This window comes from Erwinia sp. S43, from assembly GCF_016624745.1.
Classification (GTDB): Bacteria; Pseudomonadota; Gammaproteobacteria; order Enterobacterales; family Enterobacteriaceae; genus Erwinia; species Erwinia coffeiphila.
The window spans coordinates 161003-179012 of sequence record NZ_JACVTX010000006.1; the positions used below are offsets into that span (position 1 = coordinate 161003).

Consider the following 18010-nt stretch of genomic DNA (forward strand, 5'->3'; position numbering starts at 1 on the left):
ATGGCAACCGTTCAGGCTGGTATTCAGTACGCAGAAAGCGTGCTGGCTGGCGAGATCGTTGCTGGCGAACTGGTGCGCCTAGCGTGCCAGCGTTTCCTCAATGATTTAGAGCAGGGGCCGGAGCGCGGCATCTACTTCAGTGAGGACCGCGCCCAGCATATTCTCGACTTTTATAATTTCGTTCCGCATGTAAAAGGTGCTCTGGCGGGTAAGCCGATTGAGCTGATGCCGTGGCATATTTTTATTCTGATAAATCTTTTTGGTTTCGTTATTCCGCTGATTGATGAAATGAGCGGCGAAGAGGTGCTGGACGAAGACGGCGAAACGGTCATGGTTCGCCGGTTCCGCACCGCCTATAACGAGGTCGCACGTAAAAACGCCAAGTCAACGGCATCATCGGGTATCGGTTTGTATATGACCGGCGCTGATGGAGAGGGTGGTGCAGAGGTTTATTCCGCTGCTACTACACGCGATCAGGCTCGCATCGTATTCGACGATGCCAAAAACATGATCAAGAAAGCTCCCCGCACCCTTGGGCGACTGTTTGGTCACGTTAAGCTGAACATTCATCAAGAGCGAACAGCGTCAAAATTCGAGCCGCTTTCCAGTGATGCGAACAACCTGGACGGGCTGAACATTCACTGCGGGATCGTTGATGAACTTCACGCACACCGCACCCGCGATGTGTGGGATGTTCTGGAAACGGCAACCGGCGCACGTCTTCAGTCTTTACTGTTCGCGATAACTACTGCGGGAACGAATAAAGAAGGTATCTGCTACGAACAGCGCGATTATGCCATCAAGATATTGCGCGGCGTGGTGGAGGATGACACCTATTTTGCTGTCATTTACACCCTGGATGAAGGCGATGACCCGTTTGATGAGGCGAACTGGCCTAAGGCTAACCCCGGTCTGGGCGTTTGTAAGCGATGGGATGACATGCGGCGTCTGGCCAAAAAGGCGAAAGAGCAGATAGCCGCCCGTCCGAACTTCTTCACCAAGCACCTGAACATCTGGGTAACTGCCGAAAGCGCCTGGATGGACATGGATCGCTGGGGGAAAATGCGGGGCATTGCACCGGCAGAACAGCGAAAACACTGGCCAATGTGGGTGGGGGTGGACCTTGCCAACAAAATCGACATTTGTGCAGCCGTTAAGGCATGGCGGGACCCGGAGGGAAAAACTCATATCCAGCCGCGATTCTGGATACCTGAGGGGAGGCTTGAGACTGCGCCGAATCACATCGCCGAACTGTATCGCAAGTGGTCGGATGCAGGGCACCTTCAGCTGACCGATGGTGATGTTATCGATCACGGCCTGATTAAGGCTGAAATCGTTGAATGGGTAGCCGGTGACAGCCTGAATGAAATCGCTTTTGACCCGTGGAGCGCCACGCAATTCAGTCTTGCACTGGCAGATGAAGGATTGCCGCTGGTCGAGGTGGCTCAGACAGTGAAGAACCTGTCTGAGGCGATGAAGTCAGTACAGGCCGAGGTTTACGGCAACAAAATTCACCACGACGGCAATCCTGTCATGACCTGGATGATGTCGAACGTCACGGTAAAACCGGACAAGAATGACAACATCTTCCCGAACAAATCCACACCTGAAAACAAAATCGATGGCCCTGTCGCGTTGTTCACCGCCAAAAGCCGGTTACTGGTAAACGGTGGTAATGACTCGCAGGACCTGAGCGGCTTCTTTGATAATCCGATAATGGTAGGAGTCTGATGAAAGCGAACAAACAGCCCGGCAGGGTGAAAAGTGCGCTGCTGAACTGGCTGGGCGTCCCCATTGGACTGACGACGGGGACCTTCTGGCAGGAATGGATGGGTATGAGCACCAGCGGGAAGGTGGTATCGGCTGAGAAAGCGATCCGCCTTTCTGCTGTCTGGGCTTGTGTCAGGTTGCTGAGCGAGTCTGTTTCAACCCTGCCTCTGAAAATTTACGAACGACAGGCGGATGGCTCCCGCAAGCCAGCAATAGAGCATCCTGCTTACCGGGTGTTGTGTCGCCGTCCGAATATGGAAATGACCCCATCGCGCTTCATGCTGATGCTGGTGGCCAGTATCTGTCTGCGCGGGAATGCCTTTGTTGAGAAGAAGATGATCGGTAATAAGCTGGTTTCGCTGATACCTCTGCTTCCTCAGAACATGGTGGTCAAGAGGCTGGATAACGGTCAGCTGGAATACACCTATACCGAGGTTAAAACTCAGCGAGTCATACCCGTTAAAAACATCATGCACATTCGCGGATTTGGTCTGGATGGCGTATGCGGAATGATGCCTATGATGACAGGGCGCGATGTTATCGGTGCCGCAATGGCGGTTGAAGAGTCAGCCGCAAAGATTTTTGAAAACGGGCTTCAGAGCTCTGGTTTTCTTTCTGCGGATAATGCGCTTGATAAAGATCAGCGAGAGCGGCTGCGTGGATACATGCAGGCTTTCACCGGCTCACGAAATGCCGGGAAAATTATGGTTCTTGAGGGTGGTCTGAAATATCAGAACGTCACCATGAACCCTGAAGCCGCGCAGATGCTTGAGTCTCGCGCTTTCAGCATTGAAGAGATATGCCGCTGGTTCCGGGTCCCGCCTTTCATGGTTGGCCATGCGGATAAGCAGAGCAGCTGGGCATCCAGTGTGGAAGGTATGAACCTGCAGTTTCTGACCAACACATTGCGCCCGCTGCTGGTCAATATTGAGCAGGAGATTTCCCGTTGCCTGCTGGATGGTGACGACGACCTGTTTGCAGAGTTTTCAGTTGAGGGGCTGTTGCGTGCCGACAGTGCCGGGCGCTCAGCTTATTACACGACCGCCCTTCAAAATGGCTGGATGTCGCGTAATGACGTTCGCCGGCTTGAGAATATGCCGCCGATTGAAGGTGGAGACCTTTACACGGTACAGCTGAATCTTACGCCACTTGAAGACCTCAAGCAGAACACCCAGGCCGCTCAGGCAGCGAATCTTCTCAAAATTCATAACTACGTCTTCCCGGACATTCCGTTTGAACAATCTCCGCTGAAAAAAGCGGCTTAGGAGCTACCCCCATGACACACAAAAGCCTTCCGGCTGCACCGGCGGGGCGACCTTCTGCGCTCTCAAAACGGGACCTTCCGGCCGCCGCAATGGACCGCTGGAATGGCGGCATCAAAGCCGCAAAACCCGATGAAAACAGCATCTCCATTTTTGACGTGATAGGCGCTGATTACTGGGGGGACGGTGTGACTGCCAGCCGTATCGCCGGTGCGCTGCGCTCGCTTGATGGCGCTGACGTAACGGTCAACGTGAACTCACCGGGTGGAGACATGTTTGAAGGCCTGGCGATTTACAACCTGCTGCGTGAGTACGAGGGCAGGGTCACGGTGAAGGTGCTGGGCCTTGCTGCTTCTGCCGCTTCCATCATCGCGATGGCTGGCGATGATATTCAGATTGGCCGGGGTGCCTTCCTGATGATCCACAACTGCTGGGTGTACGCGATGGGTAACCGTCATGACCTGGCGCAGATTGCGGCAGAAATGGAGCCGTTTGATAAAGCAATGGCCGACATCTATTCGCATCGGACCGGGCTGAGTATGGAGGACGTGGCCGCCATGATGGACGGTGAAACCTACATTGGCGGCAGCGATGCCGTTGATAAGGGATTTGCCAATCGCCTGTTGTCTGCTGATGAAATCTCTGACGATGATGACAGCCCGTCTGCAGCGCTTCGCAAGCTTGATGCGTTGCTGGCAAAGACGGGAACGCCACGATCTGAACGTCGAAAACTTCTCAACGCTTTAAAAAGCAGTAAGCCTGGCGCTGCTGCTGATCATGATGGTACGCCGGGCGCTACCGACGAAGTAAACCCTGAAAATATTAAACAACTTGAAGACGCGCTGGCCGCGTTCGGCAAATAAGGAATCGCTATGTCTGAAGTAAATGAAATTCTGAAAAAAGTAACGGCCAGTATCGAAGAGGCCAGCGGTAAGTTCAACGCTAAAGCTGAAGAGGCGCTGAAAGAGGCTAAAAAATCCGGCACTCTCTCAGAAGAAACCAAAGCTGCGGTCGATAAAATGGCGTCAGAGTTTAATGCCCTGCGTGAAGCTGAAAAAACGCTGAAGGCTGCACTGGGCGAGCTGGAACAGCACGTTGCTCAGATGCCGCTAAGTAATGCGGCAAAACTGGTTGAGACCGTCGGCCATCAGGTTATTTCATCCGAAGCACTGAAAGCATTTTCCGCCGGTGTTGAAGGTAATAAACGCCTCAGCATTCCGGTAAGTGCCGCATTGCTGACGGTAGATGTGCCGGGGCAGATTGTGGCACCTGATCGCCTGCCCGGTATCGATGTTCAGCCAAAACAGCGCCTGTTCATTCGCGACCTGATCGCACCTGGCCGTACTGCATCCAACACCATTTACTGGGTGCAGCAGACTGGCTTCACCAACAATGCAAAGGCCGTCGCCGAGAACACCACCAAGCCTTACAGCGATATTCAGTTCGCGGAAAAAATCACCCCGGTACGCACCATTGCTCACCTGTTTAAAGCGGCCAAGCAGATTCTGGACGACATGCCGCAGCTTCAGTCAACGATTGACGCTGAGCTGCGCTACGGCCTGAAGTATGTCGAAGAGCAGGAGATTCTGTTCGGGGACGGAACCGGCGCTCACCTGGAAGGCATCATCCCGCAGGCGTCTGTATATGCAGCCGCGTTTGAAGTGGAACAGCAGAACGGCATTGATGATCTGCGTCTGGCTATGCTGCAGGCGCAGCTGGCGCGTTTCCCTGCTTCAGGCCATGTCCTGCATTTTATTGACTGGGCTAAGATCGAATTGATTAAAGATACGCTGGGCCGCTATATCCTGGCGAATCCAGCCGCGCTGACTGGCCCGACCCTTTGGGGGCTGCCAGTTGTGGCAACTGAAGCGGCGGCGTTCCAGGGTAAATTCCTGACCGGTGCATTCAATGCTGGCGCACAAATCTTCGATCGTGAAGATGCCAACGTGGTGATCTCTACCGAGAACGCCGATGACTTCGAAAAGAACATGATCTCTATTCGTTGTGAAGAGCGTCTTGCGTTGGCGGTCAAGCGCCCTGAGGCTTTCATCTATGGCACCTTCACCCCGCCTGCTGCTGGTGGCGGCGCGTAATTTCTGAGTGGCCTTCGGGCCACTCTTTACCCCGGAGAGACATATGAAACTAACCGCGATTAAGCCTATCAACCATGAAGGCGAGGTGAAAACCGAAGGCACAACCTTTGAAACACTGGAGCAGCACGGGCGGGAATTAATTAAAAAAGGGTATGCAGTGCTGGTGGTTGAAGATAATCCTGCAGAGCAGCCAGAGCAGCCAGAGCAGCCAGAGCAGCCAGAGCAGCCAGAGCAGCCAAAAACAAAGTCTAAAACTAAATAAGGCGGTCCCATGATCGAAATGAGCGTGATTAAGGCTCATTGTCGGCTTGAGCCTGATTTCGTTGAAGACGACACAATTCTGGAAGCTTACAACCGCGCTTCATGGCGGTATATAGAAAAATGGACGCGTCGGAAGCTTTATTCCCTAAATACTGACCCGGGATTTGATACCGACGAGGATCGTTTACTGCTTGATGACGATATCAGGGTTGCCATGCTTCTTCTGATTGGCCACTGGTATGAAAACAGAGAGGGTGTAACTGTCGGCGTTACTGCTACCACAGTTCCCCTTGCCGTTGATGCATTGCTGCAGCCTTATCGTATCTATGGGGTTTAAACATGCCCTGTGCATCCTGCCAACGCCGCCGGGAGTGGCTTAAAAAGTGGATGAAAATAGCCCATGAACGAGCAACTGGTAAACGCGCTGATAGCAGCGCTGACCGCCGAGACGGCGGCGAAGAAAGACCAGACGGCGGCTATAAACCGCCTGGCTGAGTCGAATGAATCGCTGTGCGCGATCCTCATTCAGTCGCTGGCCGAAGATACGGCTGAAGAAGAACAACTCGTCGCTCCGAAATACCTGAGCGGCAAACCAGTGGGGTGATGTATGCAGGCAGGTAAACTTCGGCACCGCGTACGCCTGCAGCAAAAGGTCAGTCAGCAGGACCCGGTAACAGGCGCTGTCGAATCGTCCTGGCTTGATGTGGCAACATTGTGGGCAGAGGTATCACCTTTATCCGTTCGCGAGTTTATTGCCGCGCAGGCGGGGCAGGGAGAAGTAACCACCCGCATTAAAATCCGTTACCGGCCAGGCATTACCCGACACCATCGCATTTTGTATCGTGAGCAGATTTTCAACATCGAAGGTGTTCTGCCCGATCCGAAAAGCGGTCGCGAATACCTGACCCTGCCGTGTTCTGAGGGGGTTAACGATGGCTGATGGTGTTGAATTCTCGCTTACAGGGATGGAGTCACTACTGGCCAAGCTTGAGGTAATCCCTAAAGACCTCAAGAAAAAAGCGGGGCGTGCTGCGCTTCGTAAAGCGGCCAATGTCATTGTTAAAAAGGCCAAAGCAGGAGCGAGAAGGATTGATGATCCGGCCACGGGTCGAAGCATCGCTGACAATATCGCGCTGCGCTGGAACGGGAAACTGTTCAAACGTACTGGAAATTTAGGGTTCAGGATTGGTGTGGTATATGGCGCGAAACTGAAGGACCACCCGGACAAGGCAAAAAACGCACCTACGCCGCACTGGCGCTTAATAGAGTTCGGCACTGAGCACATGGCCGCTCAGCCGTTCATGCGCCCGGCGGCAGAGTCCAGTATTAACGAGGTTGTGGCTACGTTCGGTATTGAGTATGAAAAAGCCATAGACAAGGCTCTGGCGCGGGGTAATTAACATGATGGCACCCATCTTTGAAGTATGTTCCGCCAGTGCCGGGGTTATTGCATTGCTCGGTAATATGCCGGTGCGCCTGTATCCGTTCGGACAGTATGACGGTGAAATAACGTACCCATATGCGGTATGGCAAAACATCGGCGGCGATCCCCCTCAGTATCTGGACCGTGTACCTGATCATGATAACTATTCGCTGCAGGTGGATGTTTACGCGAAAACGGCCAGTGAAGTTCTGGCTGTTACTAAAGCGCTGCGTGATGCGATTGAACCTCACGCATACATAACGCGGTGGGGTGGCCAGACACGCGACACGGAAACTAAAACCTATAGATATTCATTCGACGTTGACTGGATAGTGAAACGTTAGCGCTAATTTCAACAATACCGGCCGAGTGCCGGTTTTTTTATACCCGGAGATAATTATGTCTGTATTAACGCAAGGCACTCAGCTGTACGGTCTCATCAACGGTGCGGTGCATGAAATTGAATGCATTACCGCATTTAACCCCGGCGCTAACCCTGCCGATCAGATTGATGACACCTGTCTTAGCGACAGAAACAGTCGCAAGTATAAAAAGGGCCTGCGCACGCCGGGGCAGGCGTCAGCAACAATTAACGCTGACCCGGAAAATGATTCCCATTATCTGCTATGGCAACTTGCTGAAGAGGATAGTGAAAGCAATGAAGATCAGGCCACTGTTCAGTGGGCGATCGGCTGGGCAGATGGAACAGCAGCGCCGACAGTGGTGAATGGTGGGTTGAGCCTACCGGCAACACGCACATGGTACACCTTCCAGGCTTATGTCAGTGATTTCCCTTTCGACTTCCAGGGCAACACTGTCGTTGCAACCAGCGCGACTATGCAGCGTTCCGGGCCGGGTGTATGGATTCGTAAAGCTCAGGCTGGCGTTTAACCAATTTACGGGGTGTGGTAACACCCCTAACAAAAAACTATAAGCGGGTATTGCATGAAATTAACGATGGATGTTCTTAAAGAATCCGGCGCGTTCACTGGCCGTCCGGTAGAAAAAGAAATCTCCTGGAAGAATAAACTGGGCAAAAAGATTAAAGCGACAGTATTCATTCGCCCAGAGGGTTATCAGACCGCCGTTGGCAACCTTCTGGCGCATAATGCACGAGCTGACGGTGTTGCCGGGCGTATTGCGGCGTCAGTTTGCGACGAAGAAGGGAAGCCCATCTTCACCCCCAAAGATATTACCGGCGAAGCTGATCCGGGACGTGGCGCACTGGATGGCGAACTGACAATCGCATTACTAGTCGCCATCAAAGAAGTGAATGATCTGGGAAAGATGACAGCCTCAGCGCCACCGACGAATTCTGGTGCGAACTAGTCTTGAACGGCATTGGTGGCAGAACAATTGTTGAAGCTCAGGAATTGATAAGCCTAAAGGAATACCGCACCTGGATGAGGTATAGAGCAAAGTATGGCTCGCTAAATCAGATGATGCGAACGGAGTTAGCTGGAGCGACAGTTGCCAGCACTCTTGCGAACATTAATCGGAAAAAAGAAGCACCGCCTTTCACGGTTGCTGATTTCGCCCCTCATATGCACAAGCAGCCGTTAACATTGGAAGAGGCAATGCAGAAGTGGCATTAGACCTTTTATTCGTAAAGATTGACCGTTAGGATGAATCCGAACCATAAAAGGAACTGCGATGAAGAAACTTATTGGTATTATTCTGGGTTGTATTTTGCTGGTCGGATGCGCTAACAAGATTGACTATAACCAAAAATCCATGAGTCTCGCTCTGGGCATGTCAAAGCCACAGGTTTCATCAATCCTCGGTCAGCCACGGCGGACCGATGTTAATGAAGAGCGCGAACGTTGGATTTATTGGAACCCTGTAATGGTGGGCTTTACTCCTGTTGACAATGAGCAACTTGCGGGTGATCGGCTTGTGGTTACCTTTGTTGACGGTAAAGTCTCCCGCTGGGGGCAGCAAACCCTAGCGGATGACATGATGGAAAACACCCAAAAGCTATATAAACAGGGGCTGGATAATGCAAGGCAGGTACAGGCCCAATAATTAAATGAATATCAAACAACCCCGCAATAGCGGGGTTTTTTTTGCCCGGAGTTTATATGGCCAGCAAATCACTCGGAACACTAACCATTGACCTTATAGCAAAAGTTGGTGGCTTTGTTTCAGGAATGGACAGGGCTGAAAGATCGTCTGAAGAATGGCGTCGAAAAGTTGAAGCGAATATGAAAGCCGCTGGGCTGGCTGTAGCTGGAATGGCTGCACTGGCGGCTTCTGCATCGGTTGCTGCGGCTGGTGCCGGTATTTCACTGCTGAAGACAACTTCGGAACAGGTAGTGGAAACCGATCGCTGGGCTAAGTCCCTGAAAATGTCTACTCAAGAGCTTATGGCTTGGCAATATGCTGCTCAACAAGCGGGCCTTACAGGCGATAATATTGCTGACATTTTCAAAGATATTAACGATAAGGTTGGTGATGCTGTCCTGAACAACTCTGGCGAGGCTGCGCAGGCTCTGGATACCTTGAGCTTATCTGCCAAGAAACTGGCAGAGCAATCGCCGGACAAGCAGTTACTGGCGATCAGCAGTGCGCTGGAGAAAATACCTACTCAGGCCGGAAAGACCATGATTCTGGAAAGCCTAGGCAATGACCTGTCAAAATTGCTGCCATTGTTCGACAACAACAATGAAAAACTGAAAAATTTCATCCAGCTTGCAAAAGACTTCGGTGTAGCGCCGCCACAAGAAGATATTGACAATCTTGTTAAAGTGAATCAGTTCTTTCAGGACCTTGAGACACAGGCTAAAGGCCTTAAGATTGAAATTGCATCAGGTCTTGCAAAGGTAGACTTATCTCCGCTGCAGCATGGTCTTGACGACATGAAAGAGGTTTTTACTGATCCAGCGGTTTTAGATGGCCTCACCAAGCTCGTCGGAGGAGTGGCGGAGTTGGTTGGCTGGATGGGCAAAATGGGCTCAGAGACTGGAGCTCTGCTCAGCCGTCTGTCAGAAATACCCGATCGTTTTAGCGCTGGTGGGTGGTATCAGTTTGAACAAAATAAAAAACTGGCTGGGATGGCGAATCTTCTGGCGGGAGATATTAAAGCTGCTACTACACCAAAAAAAGAAGCAAATGTTATCTCAGACTTCACGCTTGGTACTGGTGAAACTAACCAAAAGACCAAGCCTGATGCAGAAGCTAAAAAACTTGAATCTGCTTTTAAGGCAATGGAAACAAGTTATCAGCGTCAGATCGCTTTAATTGATACAACCGGCAAGAAAACAGAAGTTGTTACTGAATTACAAAAACTTCAGTTTGATATGGCGGATGGCAAGCTGGTAGGTATTAATGCTAATCAGAAAAAAAGACTTGAAGGGCTGGCTGAGGAAGTAGACCGTTTAAACGAACTCAAAAAAACCAATCAAGATAATTTAAAAATTTCTGAGTACATTGCTAACCTACATGCAAGTAACGACAATGCCCGAAGTTCTCTCAATTCAGATTTAATAGGCTCGGAGCTTGGTGAGAAAACCCGTAATAGGATGAAGGAACTATCTGACATCCAGCAGGATTACATTAATCAACAAAAGGAATTACAAAAGCAATATCAGTCAGGTGAAATAAAGGATAAGGGCTTTTACGACGCTGAAACTAAGGCTTTGCAGGATGCCTTTAATGAACGAATTGAAATACAGAAAGATTATTATAGTAAAGCTGATGAACTTAAGGATAACTGGTCGGCTGGCATAACTGACTCGTTAGCAGATTTCGCTGAGAGCTCTGGCGACTATTATCAGCAATCAGCCGATGCAATGACTTCTGTCTTGGGTAGTGCGAGTAATTCTGTTTCTGATCATCTTGTAGATTTAATCAATCAGTCCGAATCACTTGGCGATGCTGTGGAAGGTGTTTTCGTCGATCTTGGGCAATCTGTCATAAAGGCTTTAGCAGATATGGCTGCTCAGTGGCTGGTATATCAGGCGGTGCAGTTGTTTGTGGGGAAATCAGCCCAGGCATCTGCCATCTCCGTCATGACAGCTAATGCTCAAGCGATGGCATTGCAAGCTCAAATCGCAGCTTATGCCTCTACGGCAGCGATACCAATTATTGGTCCTGCAATGGCTCCTGCTGCAATGGCGGCTGCGGCGGCTGTAACCGTTCCGCTGGCTACCGCTGTAACTGCAACATCGTTGGCAGGTATGGCTCATGATGGTATCGACGCAGTGCCGGAAACAGGTACCTGGCTTTTACAAAAAGGCGAGCGTGTCACCACGGCTGAAACATCTGCGAAACTGGATGCCACTCTTGACAGAGTAGCCACTCAATCAAATGGAGGTGGTGTTGTCTATGCGCCCAATATTCCCATAACCATTAACGGTAACCCATCTGATGCGACGATCGCGCTCGTGCGCAAAGCGGCAGAAGAAGGTGCAAATAAGGGATATCAAAAGGCGGTCAATTCTGTCGTGACAGGCACCGGTGATTTACACAAAGCTCTATCCACAAAAACGACAGCAGGAAGGAGGAAGGGCTGATGGCTATCACCACAAGCATCAATTATCCGCGTGATTACCTCCCTTTGCCGCTACAGGATGGGTATGGCTTAAAGCCCGTATCACCATTACTCAGAACACCAATGGTGTCTGGTCGTGCCAGACAGCGGCGTCGATATACGTCAACACCCACAGAGGCTTCTGTCAGCTGGTTGTTTACGGATACTCAGGCGCAGGTGTTTGAAGCCTGGTATCGGGATGCGATTAACGATGGCGCATCCTGGTTTAACATGCCGCTTAAAACGCCTGTGGGAACTCGGGATTATGTCTGCAGAGTCCTCGATATCTATGAGGGGCCAACACTTACCGGCGGACGATACTGGCGCTACAGCGCTTCACTTGAACTATGGGAACGCCCGCTGCCACCGCCTGGCTGGGGTAATTATCCTGAGCTTCTGGCTGGCTCTTCGATTATTGATATCGCTATTAACCGGGAGTGGCCAAAAGCATGACGATACTCAACCGGCTTTACGCTTCGAGCGGGTCAGAGGTCATTATCGAAACGCTGCAGATCAATGTTGGCAGCCAGGTCTTTTACCTCTGCCGTGGGTGGGATGATGTGACGGCTAATGATGAGTCGGGAAACTCACTGACCTTCGAGGCGTGTGGCATCGATATCGCTCTGCCGGCGCGTAACGCCGATGGCACGCAGGACCTGAAATTTGCGATCGGGAATATCGACGGCGAGGTTTCAAAAACCATCCGCGACGCCCTCGCTGTTCTCGACCGCGCTTCGCTGACGTTCCGTCATTACGTTTCGACCGACCTTGCCGCGCCCGCATCGTCACCCATTCGCCTGGCTATCAAATCGGGCTACTGGACCGCATCGCAGGTGCAGATTACGGCTGGCTATATGAACATCCTCGACAGCGCATGGCCACGCAAGCGCTACACGCTGAACGAACACCCCGGCCTGCGCTACCTCAGTTAAGGAAATAACATGTTCGATCCTGATAAATACCGTTCAGTCACCTGGCTGAAGGGCGGGAGAGTGTTCCCGCAACTTGACTGTTTTGGCATCGTTAACGAGGTGCGTCGAGACCTGGGTTTAGCTGAATGGCCGGATTTTGCCGGGGTGACAAAAGACGGAGCAGGGCTGAACCGCGAGGCGAAAAAGCTGATGCTGTCACTGCAGCGCTGTGAGCCGGAAGAGGGAGCAGGGGTTGCCTGTTACTCCGGCAGTACAGTGACGCATGTCGGCGTGGTCATTCGCATGGCTGGCCAGCTTTATGTCGCTGAGTGTAATCCCGGAATGAATGTCACCTTTCTTCCTGTTACACGTTTTATCCGGCGTTTTAGCCGCGTGGAGTTCTGGAAATGACAGTCCGAGTTTACCCCTCCCGGTTACCCGGTGAACCGCTTGAAACGCATGAGCATCCGGCGATGACCCTGCACCAGTGGTTTGCAGAAAACGTGAAAGAGTACCGCGGTGATATCGCCTCGCCGGTGGCCGTTGAGCTGAATGGTGTATCAGTACCGTTGAGCGAGTGGCCTCTCTGCCAGTTGCAGGCCGACAGTGATGTAAGGATTTATCCTGTTCCGTATGGCACCGGGCTGGAGATTGCCGCGTGGGCAGCGATTGCCGTTGCTGTAGCGTCAGCAGCCTACTCGCTGATTATGATGTCGCAGATGAAGATGGACGGCAGCTCCACGGCTAACGGCGATACGCTGGACCTGTCACCAACGAAGGCCAACTCGGCAAAACTGGGGAGTCCGATCCGTGAAGTGCTGGGGCGTTACAGAGTGTTCCCGGACTATCTCATGCAGCCGGTCAGCCGCTTTGATAAAGACAACCCGCAAATCTACCGAACCAGCATGTTTCTTTCGCTAAGCGTGGGTAGCTTAGGGTTCAACAATAGCGACATAAAAATTGGCAATACACCAGTTTCGTCGTTCGGGGATGACGTCAGTTTTACGATTTATCCACCGGGTGCGGATGTAAGCGCAGATCCCCGCGCAGATAACTGGTATGCCTCAACAGAGATAGGTGGGACCACATCCGGCACGGCTGGTCTTGACCTGGCATCAACCGGGCCATCGTCTGTCAGCATCTCTGCTGATGCGGTCAGCGTCTCAGGCAACGCCATTTCGATGATCGGCGGAACGTCCAGCGATGAAGATGACGACGATGATTCTGTTATCCCTGAATCGTGGAAAGAGGGCACGGTGATCACAGTGACCGCGCCGGAAACCTTCACTGTGGCCAGTGAAGAAGGGCGATCGGTTATCTACGGTGATATCACTGAGCTGGCTCCCGCAGTTGGCCAGCGTGTTGCACTGACCTGGAATAACACGGATTACGATCTGTATGTGTCGGCGTTTCATGCGGGCACGCCAGCGGTGCCCGGTGTTGGCGGTAATGCTGCGTCCCTAACCGGCAGCGCTGCGCCGGTAACATACGATTTCAGTGAATCACCGGTATCTTTCACACTGAGCTGGGCAGGCGCGAGTTATGTCGTTTCACTGTCTGCAAACTACACGACGATGGCAGGGCTGACGGATGCGATTGAGGACCAGCTGACGGGCAGCGGTCTGTCCGTTTCAGCAGTTGATACCCGTATTCGCATCGGTGAGGCAGACAGCCCCTACAGCGGTAACAGTATTGGTTACTCCCTGCTGCCGGTGGAGCTGTTTGGTGATGATCCTGAAGTTGTGGCTGGTGTGGCATCTTCAGGCGGCACGCCTGCTGTATTGCCGAGCGTGTCACTGGCCTGGAGCAGCGCATCAGGGCAGGCGTTTTCGGGTCTGCCTGTTGGCCAGCAGCGTCTGTCCCTGGCTTTACGCGGACGGCAGTACCGTATCACCGAAATCGACGGCCTGACAATTACCGTGGAACGGCTAATTACGAACAATGATGGCTCTGTGACTACTGATGCCAGCTGGCCGGGATTCACTCCGCGCATTCTGCTTGACGCTGCTGTAACCGGAATGAATGAGGCCAGTGAGTGGATGGGGCCGTTTCTCTGCTGCCCGGCCAGCGAGACAACCACCGAAGTTGAGCTGAACTTTGTTTATCCTCAGGGGCTGGTTGATATCGGCAGTAAAGACGGCGCTATCCACTGGCATGACGTCGAAATCATGGTCCAGTACCGGCTGTCGGGCAGTGAGGCGTGGACCGATTTCAAAATAAAACACGGGAACGATACGGTTAATGAAATCGGCTACACCGAGTCGATCACCTTTCCTGCAGCAGGTAACTACGAAGTCAGAATAAAGCGCATTACGCCCGTCTGGGGCGGCACCACGCGCGATTCTGTCCAGTGGCAGTCTATGCGGGCGAAGCTGTCAGCCCGCCCGGCAAGATATCGGGATATCACCACCATGGCGCTGACGGTGCGTACCGGCAATCGCCTCGCTGCTCAGTCCGATCACCGCGTGAATATCACCGGCACACGGCTGTACGGTAACGGCCTGCAAAATCGCAGTATCTCTGGCGCACTTCATCATGTGCTGACGAGTGCCGGGATGGAGGCAGGGGAAATAGACTCAGCGGCAATCAACGCGATTGAGGCCCAGTACTGGACGCCACGCGGGGAACGGTTCGACTTCTCTGCTGACAGTGACGACATCTCAGTTCTCGATATGGTGCAGAAAATCACGAATGCCGGGATGGGGTACTTCCTGCTCAGCGACGGGCTGGCATCCGCCGGGCGTGAAGGGATTAAGCCGTGGACTGGCATTATCACCCCACAGGAATCAACGGAAGAACTGCAGACGTCATTCACCGCACCGTCGGCAGATGATTATGACGGGGTTGATGTGACCTATATCAACGGCACAACGTGGGCCGAGGAAACCGTGCAGTGCCGGACGAGCGACAATTCGACGCCGGTGAAAATTGAGGATTACAAACTGGACGGCGTTACCGACCCGGACCGTGCATACCGCATCGGGATGCGCCGGTTAATGAAGTACCTGCATCAGCGGCTGGGTCACACGGTCAGCACGGAACTGGACGCACTCTGCTACGACTACGGCGATCGGATTGTGCTGGCCGACGATATCCCCGGCAGCAGCACCATCAGTTGCCTGATTGTGGGCATGAAAACCGCTGGTGGCCTGGTGACGTTAAGCGTCAGTGAACCGCTTGACTGGACCTTCACGAATCCGCGCTGCCTTATCCGGTTCCAGGACGGCAGTGCATCAGCCCTGCTGATACCCACGCGCATTGATGACTACACGCTGACCCTGCCCGAAACGGCAGCGCTCAGGCTTGATGAATGGGAAATGGATGACGGCGCGATTGAGCCACCTCGACTGGTGTTCTGCTCGTCGGAACGAGTGGGCTATGACGCATTGCTGTCTTCGATCGAACCTTCCTCTGACGGCTCGACAGCCGTTAATGCTGTGCAGTATACGCCCCTGCTTTATCAGCACGACGACGCCACGTATCCCGGCGATACCGTTTAACCACATCAATTGACCTTCAACCCGCTCCGGCGGGTTTTTTATGGAGTCCGTAAATGGCGACACCAATGAATAATACCGGGAGCGCGGTGGGTTCTGTCGATCCCCGTGACCTGCTTGATAATGCGCAGGTACTGGATAAATTGCTGAATGGCGATGCTGAAAGCGTCGCAGGAAGGCTTAATAAAGTTCTGAAGTCATGGGCCGGGATAGTCGCTGATGCTACACGGATTATTGAGAGTGCCCGCCAGAATCTTATCCCTCTCAGTCGTCAGTATATGACGCTGGCTGCTGCCCAGGCGGATATCGCCAGTATCCCTGTAGGTTCAACCACATTCGTCAGAAGTCCGGATGATACAGCGCTGGCGCTGGAGTACATCAACGATGGCGGCACGCTCAAGCCTACGGGGCGCAAGATGCCCTCGCAGGAAAGTCTGGATATCGTCAGCGCGTATTATCAAATCTTCGAGAAATACTTCTCTCAGAACGGCAGCGGTAATCTGTACGAGTGGTATGACAAAGAGCAGCAAAACCTGATTGCCTTTATGGACCCGGCAGGGCAGCTTTTCCTCCCCGGCTTCAACAGCCGCCCGGTGCAGGCGCTCCAGTCTGATATTGAGCAGGTTTCCTCTGCCGTAAAGCAGAGCGAAAGTGAAAATCTCCACGAATGGTTTGATAAGGACAAAACTCACCTTGTCGCTTTCCTTGACGCCGCAGGCCAGTTCTATCTGCCGGGCCTGAACAGCCGTCCGGTGCAGTCACTTCAGGACGATATCAGGCAGGTATCTGAAGCAGTCACGCGCGACGCGCCCCCGGCGATATTGCGACTGACGGATGCGCAGAACTCACTGCTGGGGTTTGTTGATGAGATGGGGGAGCACCATATACCAGGCCTCGGCGGAGAAAGCCTGCAGCGGTATATCAGTAAAACCCGCAAAAAGGTTGATGCGCTGTATCAGCACCGGCAGTGTTTCAATGCGGTCACCGATTTTGGTATTGATAACCGCGGGCTTAACGACTGCTCTTCGCGCGTGCAGGCAGCCATCAATTATCTGGCAGGGCTGAAATACGGCGGCGCAGTCTATTTCCCTGACGGCGTGTACCGGTTGCACAACGAAATTGTACCGCGCGATAACGTCACCATCCTGATGGCACCCGGACGCGCCAGGTTCCTCCCCGTCGGCAGCCACGGAGCCATCACCAGGGGGGGCGGGAAGGACAGTTATCTCAAAAATGCGCAGTTTATCGATGTGGAAATTGATGGCTCTGAACAGGCTGTTTATGGCTACTGGGTTAAGGGGTTCTATATCCAGTATTTTACGGACTGCCTTTTCCTGCGCTGCTACACGCATGACATTGCTGCCACCGGCATCGGCATCGACTTCCCGGACAAATCCTTCATCCTGGACTGCCGGACGGATAACTGTGGCCGGTTATCGTCGCTCGGGAGGGCCGGTTCTTCCGGTATCGGTATCGGCACCGGGGCGCGGCAGGATGAATCACTGATTATCAGCCGCACCATCAACCGTGGCAATAAAAACTTCGGCATCTTCTTCGAGCAGCAGACAGCCGACCCGGAACTGATTTACCAGTCGCGTCAGATTATTGTTGCCGACAGCATCATGACGGGCAACGGCTGGGGATTTGGCGACTGCGGCCTGTCTGGTGTCATCCTGAATGCCTGTCAGATTAATGACAATATTCACGAAGGTATTCTCATTGATTCCGGCACGCTCACGGTGAATAACAACCGGCCCCAGTCCGGAAACTACGGTATTGCCACCAACTGTCAGATACAGCGAAACGGCAGCCACGGGATTAACTACTCGTCAACCAAATCACTGGGCGGCGGCGGATATTCTTTTTCCGGAAACAAGGTGAAGGATAACAACGGTAACGGCGTGCATCTTGAAGCAAAAGCCGAATATTCACTGCCTGATATGTGTATTTCAGGTAATGACCTGATTGGTAACGCCGGGGATGCGATAGAAATTAACTCAGGTACATGGACCGACATCGACATTATGAACAACCGGGCAATCCGCAACGGAGGGAATATCAAAATCACCGGCAATATCGATACCGGCAGCATTACGGGAAATAAACTTCGCTCAAAAAATGGCGCACATGCTATCGAGGGGGCGGGCAGTGTGAAGGATATTGATATCACTGAGAATCAGTATACCGACACCAGTTCATCACCGGTCAGCCTGACCGGTACGCAAACCAACGTCACTTACGGCAGAAATCCGGGGTTCTGAT

At 52.6% G+C, this 18010-nt stretch carries 19 protein-coding genes; all 19 read left to right on the plus strand.

The features are described from left to right. The 19 genes from IBT47_RS10660 (at position 1) to IBT47_RS10750 (ending at position 18009) form a co-directional block, all read left to right on the plus strand. Positions 1 to 1731 carry a terminase large subunit gene (locus tag IBT47_RS10660; protein WP_200560428.1) on the plus strand — a complete coding sequence of 577 codons (1731 nt, stop codon included), beginning with the start codon at positions 1 to 3 and terminating at the stop codon, positions 1729 to 1731. Continuing rightward, positions 1731 to 3035 (plus strand): phage portal protein, encoded by a 1305-nt coding sequence (locus IBT47_RS10665; protein ID WP_200560429.1) that lies wholly within the window; start codon positions 1731 to 1733, stop codon positions 3033 to 3035. Before IBT47_RS10660 ends, IBT47_RS10665 begins: the two co-directional genes overlap by 1 nt. Positions 3036 to 3046: 11 nt before the next feature. Next, entirely contained in the window at positions 3047 to 3895 is an 849-nt protein-coding gene (locus IBT47_RS10670; RefSeq protein WP_105595557.1) for a head maturation protease, ClpP-related, read from the plus strand. 9 nt (positions 3896 to 3904) lie between these two features. Then, positions 3905 to 5125 carry a phage major capsid protein gene (locus IBT47_RS10675; protein WP_200560430.1) on the plus strand — a complete coding sequence of 407 codons (1221 nt, stop codon included), beginning with the start codon at positions 3905 to 3907 and terminating at the stop codon, positions 5123 to 5125. 43 nt (positions 5126 to 5168) lie between these two features. Beyond that, positions 5169 to 5387, plus strand: a complete 219-nt coding sequence (locus IBT47_RS10680; RefSeq protein WP_200560431.1) for a hypothetical protein — start codon at positions 5169 to 5171, stop codon at positions 5385 to 5387. Between the two features lie 9 nt (positions 5388 to 5396). Continuing rightward, positions 5397 to 5723, plus strand: a complete 327-nt coding sequence (locus IBT47_RS10685) for a head-tail connector protein (protein WP_200560432.1) — start codon at positions 5397 to 5399, stop codon at positions 5721 to 5723. Positions 5724 to 5786: 63 nt separating this feature from the next. Continuing rightward, a complete protein-coding gene (locus IBT47_RS10690) occupies positions 5787 to 5990 on the plus strand; it encodes a hypothetical protein (protein ID WP_200560433.1) in 204 nt (67 codons plus the stop codon). A 3-nt stretch (positions 5991 to 5993) separates the two neighbouring features. Beyond that, positions 5994 to 6326 (plus strand): phage head closure protein, encoded by a 333-nt coding sequence (locus IBT47_RS10695; RefSeq protein ID WP_200560434.1) that lies wholly within the window; start codon positions 5994 to 5996, stop codon positions 6324 to 6326. Continuing rightward, a complete protein-coding gene (locus IBT47_RS10700) occupies positions 6319 to 6786 on the plus strand; it encodes an HK97-gp10 family putative phage morphogenesis protein (RefSeq protein ID WP_200560435.1) in 468 nt (155 codons plus the stop codon). The genes IBT47_RS10695 and IBT47_RS10700 overlap by 8 nt, the downstream gene beginning before the upstream one ends. A gap of 1 nt (position 6787) precedes the next feature. Beyond that, the gene (locus tag IBT47_RS10705) at positions 6788 to 7153 is read left to right on the plus strand and encodes a DUF3168 domain-containing protein (RefSeq protein WP_200560436.1); all 366 of its coding nucleotides are present in this window, start codon (positions 6788 to 6790) and stop codon (positions 7151 to 7153) included. A 55-nt stretch (positions 7154 to 7208) separates the two neighbouring features. Further along, the gene (locus tag IBT47_RS10710) at positions 7209 to 7700 is read left to right on the plus strand and encodes a phage tail tube protein (protein WP_200560437.1); all 492 of its coding nucleotides are present in this window, start codon (positions 7209 to 7211) and stop codon (positions 7698 to 7700) included. Positions 7701 to 7754: 54 nt separating this feature from the next. Continuing rightward, complete coding sequence (locus IBT47_RS10715) at positions 7755 to 8138, plus strand: phage tail assembly chaperone family protein, TAC (RefSeq protein ID WP_200560438.1); 384 nt, start codon at positions 7755 to 7757, stop codon at positions 8136 to 8138. A gap of 324 nt (positions 8139 to 8462) precedes the next feature. Beyond that, positions 8463 to 8834: an outer membrane protein assembly factor BamE gene (gene bamE / locus IBT47_RS10720; RefSeq protein ID WP_200560439.1), complete on the plus strand. Its 372-nt coding sequence runs from the start codon at positions 8463 to 8465 to the stop codon at positions 8832 to 8834. 56 nt (positions 8835 to 8890) lie between these two features. Beyond that, positions 8891 to 11323, plus strand: coding sequence for a phage tail tape measure protein (locus IBT47_RS10725; RefSeq protein WP_200560440.1), 2433 nt, complete (start codon positions 8891 to 8893; stop codon positions 11321 to 11323). Then, the gene (locus IBT47_RS10730; RefSeq protein ID WP_200560441.1) at positions 11323 to 11793 is read left to right on the plus strand and encodes a hypothetical protein; all 471 of its coding nucleotides are present in this window, start codon (positions 11323 to 11325) and stop codon (positions 11791 to 11793) included. Before IBT47_RS10725 ends, IBT47_RS10730 begins: the two co-directional genes overlap by 1 nt. Further along, positions 11790 to 12272, plus strand: coding sequence for a DUF1833 family protein (locus IBT47_RS10735; protein WP_200560442.1), 483 nt, complete (start codon positions 11790 to 11792; stop codon positions 12270 to 12272). The genes IBT47_RS10730 and IBT47_RS10735 overlap by 4 nt, the downstream gene beginning before the upstream one ends. 9 nt (positions 12273 to 12281) lie before the next feature. Then, the gene (locus tag IBT47_RS10740) at positions 12282 to 12662 is read left to right on the plus strand and encodes a nitrite transporter (RefSeq protein ID WP_200560443.1); all 381 of its coding nucleotides are present in this window, start codon (positions 12282 to 12284) and stop codon (positions 12660 to 12662) included. Continuing rightward, on the plus strand, positions 12659 to 15751 hold the full coding sequence (locus tag IBT47_RS10745; protein WP_200560444.1) for a host specificity factor TipJ family phage tail protein: 3093 nt from the start codon (positions 12659 to 12661) through the stop codon (positions 15749 to 15751). Before IBT47_RS10740 ends, IBT47_RS10745 begins: the two co-directional genes overlap by 4 nt. A 53-nt stretch (positions 15752 to 15804) precedes the next feature. Beyond that, entirely contained in the window at positions 15805 to 18009 is a 2205-nt protein-coding gene (locus IBT47_RS10750) for a right-handed parallel beta-helix repeat-containing protein (protein WP_200560445.1), read from the plus strand. Position 18010: the final 1 nt, after the last annotated feature.

Bases quoted from the DNA above. Each gene is read 5' to 3' on its own strand.
- IBT47_RS10740 (WP_200560443.1), top strand. From the start codon at position 12,282: ATGTTCGATCCTGATAAATACCGTTCAGTCACCTGGCTGAAGGGCGGG.
- IBT47_RS10670 (WP_105595557.1), top strand. From the start codon at position 3,047: ATGACACACAAAAGCCTTCCGGCTGCACCGGCGGGGCGACCTTCTGCG.
- IBT47_RS10705 (WP_200560436.1), top strand. From the start codon at position 6,788: ATGATGGCACCCATCTTTGAAGTATGTTCCGCCAGTGCCGGGGTTATT.
- IBT47_RS10690 (WP_200560433.1), top strand. From the start codon at position 5,787: ATGAACGAGCAACTGGTAAACGCGCTGATAGCAGCGCTGACCGCCGAG.
- IBT47_RS10695 (WP_200560434.1), top strand. From the start codon at position 5,994: ATGCAGGCAGGTAAACTTCGGCACCGCGTACGCCTGCAGCAAAAGGTC.
- IBT47_RS10735 (WP_200560442.1), top strand. From the start codon at position 11,790: ATGACGATACTCAACCGGCTTTACGCTTCGAGCGGGTCAGAGGTCATT.
- IBT47_RS10700 (WP_200560435.1), top strand. From the start codon at position 6,319: ATGGCTGATGGTGTTGAATTCTCGCTTACAGGGATGGAGTCACTACTG.
- IBT47_RS10715 (WP_200560438.1), top strand. From the start codon at position 7,755: ATGAAATTAACGATGGATGTTCTTAAAGAATCCGGCGCGTTCACTGGC.
- IBT47_RS10660 (WP_200560428.1), top strand. From the start codon at position 1: ATGGCAACCGTTCAGGCTGGTATTCAGTACGCAGAAAGCGTGCTGGCT.
- IBT47_RS10675 (WP_200560430.1), top strand. From the start codon at position 3,905: ATGTCTGAAGTAAATGAAATTCTGAAAAAAGTAACGGCCAGTATCGAA.
- IBT47_RS10710 (WP_200560437.1), top strand. From the start codon at position 7,209: ATGTCTGTATTAACGCAAGGCACTCAGCTGTACGGTCTCATCAACGGT.
- IBT47_RS10745 (WP_200560444.1), top strand. From the start codon at position 12,659: ATGACAGTCCGAGTTTACCCCTCCCGGTTACCCGGTGAACCGCTTGAA.
- IBT47_RS10725 (WP_200560440.1), top strand. From the start codon at position 8,891: ATGGCCAGCAAATCACTCGGAACACTAACCATTGACCTTATAGCAAAA.
- IBT47_RS10665 (WP_200560429.1), top strand. From the start codon at position 1,731: ATGAAAGCGAACAAACAGCCCGGCAGGGTGAAAAGTGCGCTGCTGAAC.
- bamE (WP_200560439.1), top strand. From the start codon at position 8,463: ATGAAGAAACTTATTGGTATTATTCTGGGTTGTATTTTGCTGGTCGGA.
- IBT47_RS10680 (WP_200560431.1), top strand. From the start codon at position 5,169: ATGAAACTAACCGCGATTAAGCCTATCAACCATGAAGGCGAGGTGAAA.
- IBT47_RS10685 (WP_200560432.1), top strand. From the start codon at position 5,397: ATGATCGAAATGAGCGTGATTAAGGCTCATTGTCGGCTTGAGCCTGAT.
- IBT47_RS10730 (WP_200560441.1), top strand. From the start codon at position 11,323: ATGGCTATCACCACAAGCATCAATTATCCGCGTGATTACCTCCCTTTG.
- IBT47_RS10750 (WP_200560445.1), top strand. From the start codon at position 15,805: ATGGCGACACCAATGAATAATACCGGGAGCGCGGTGGGTTCTGTCGAT.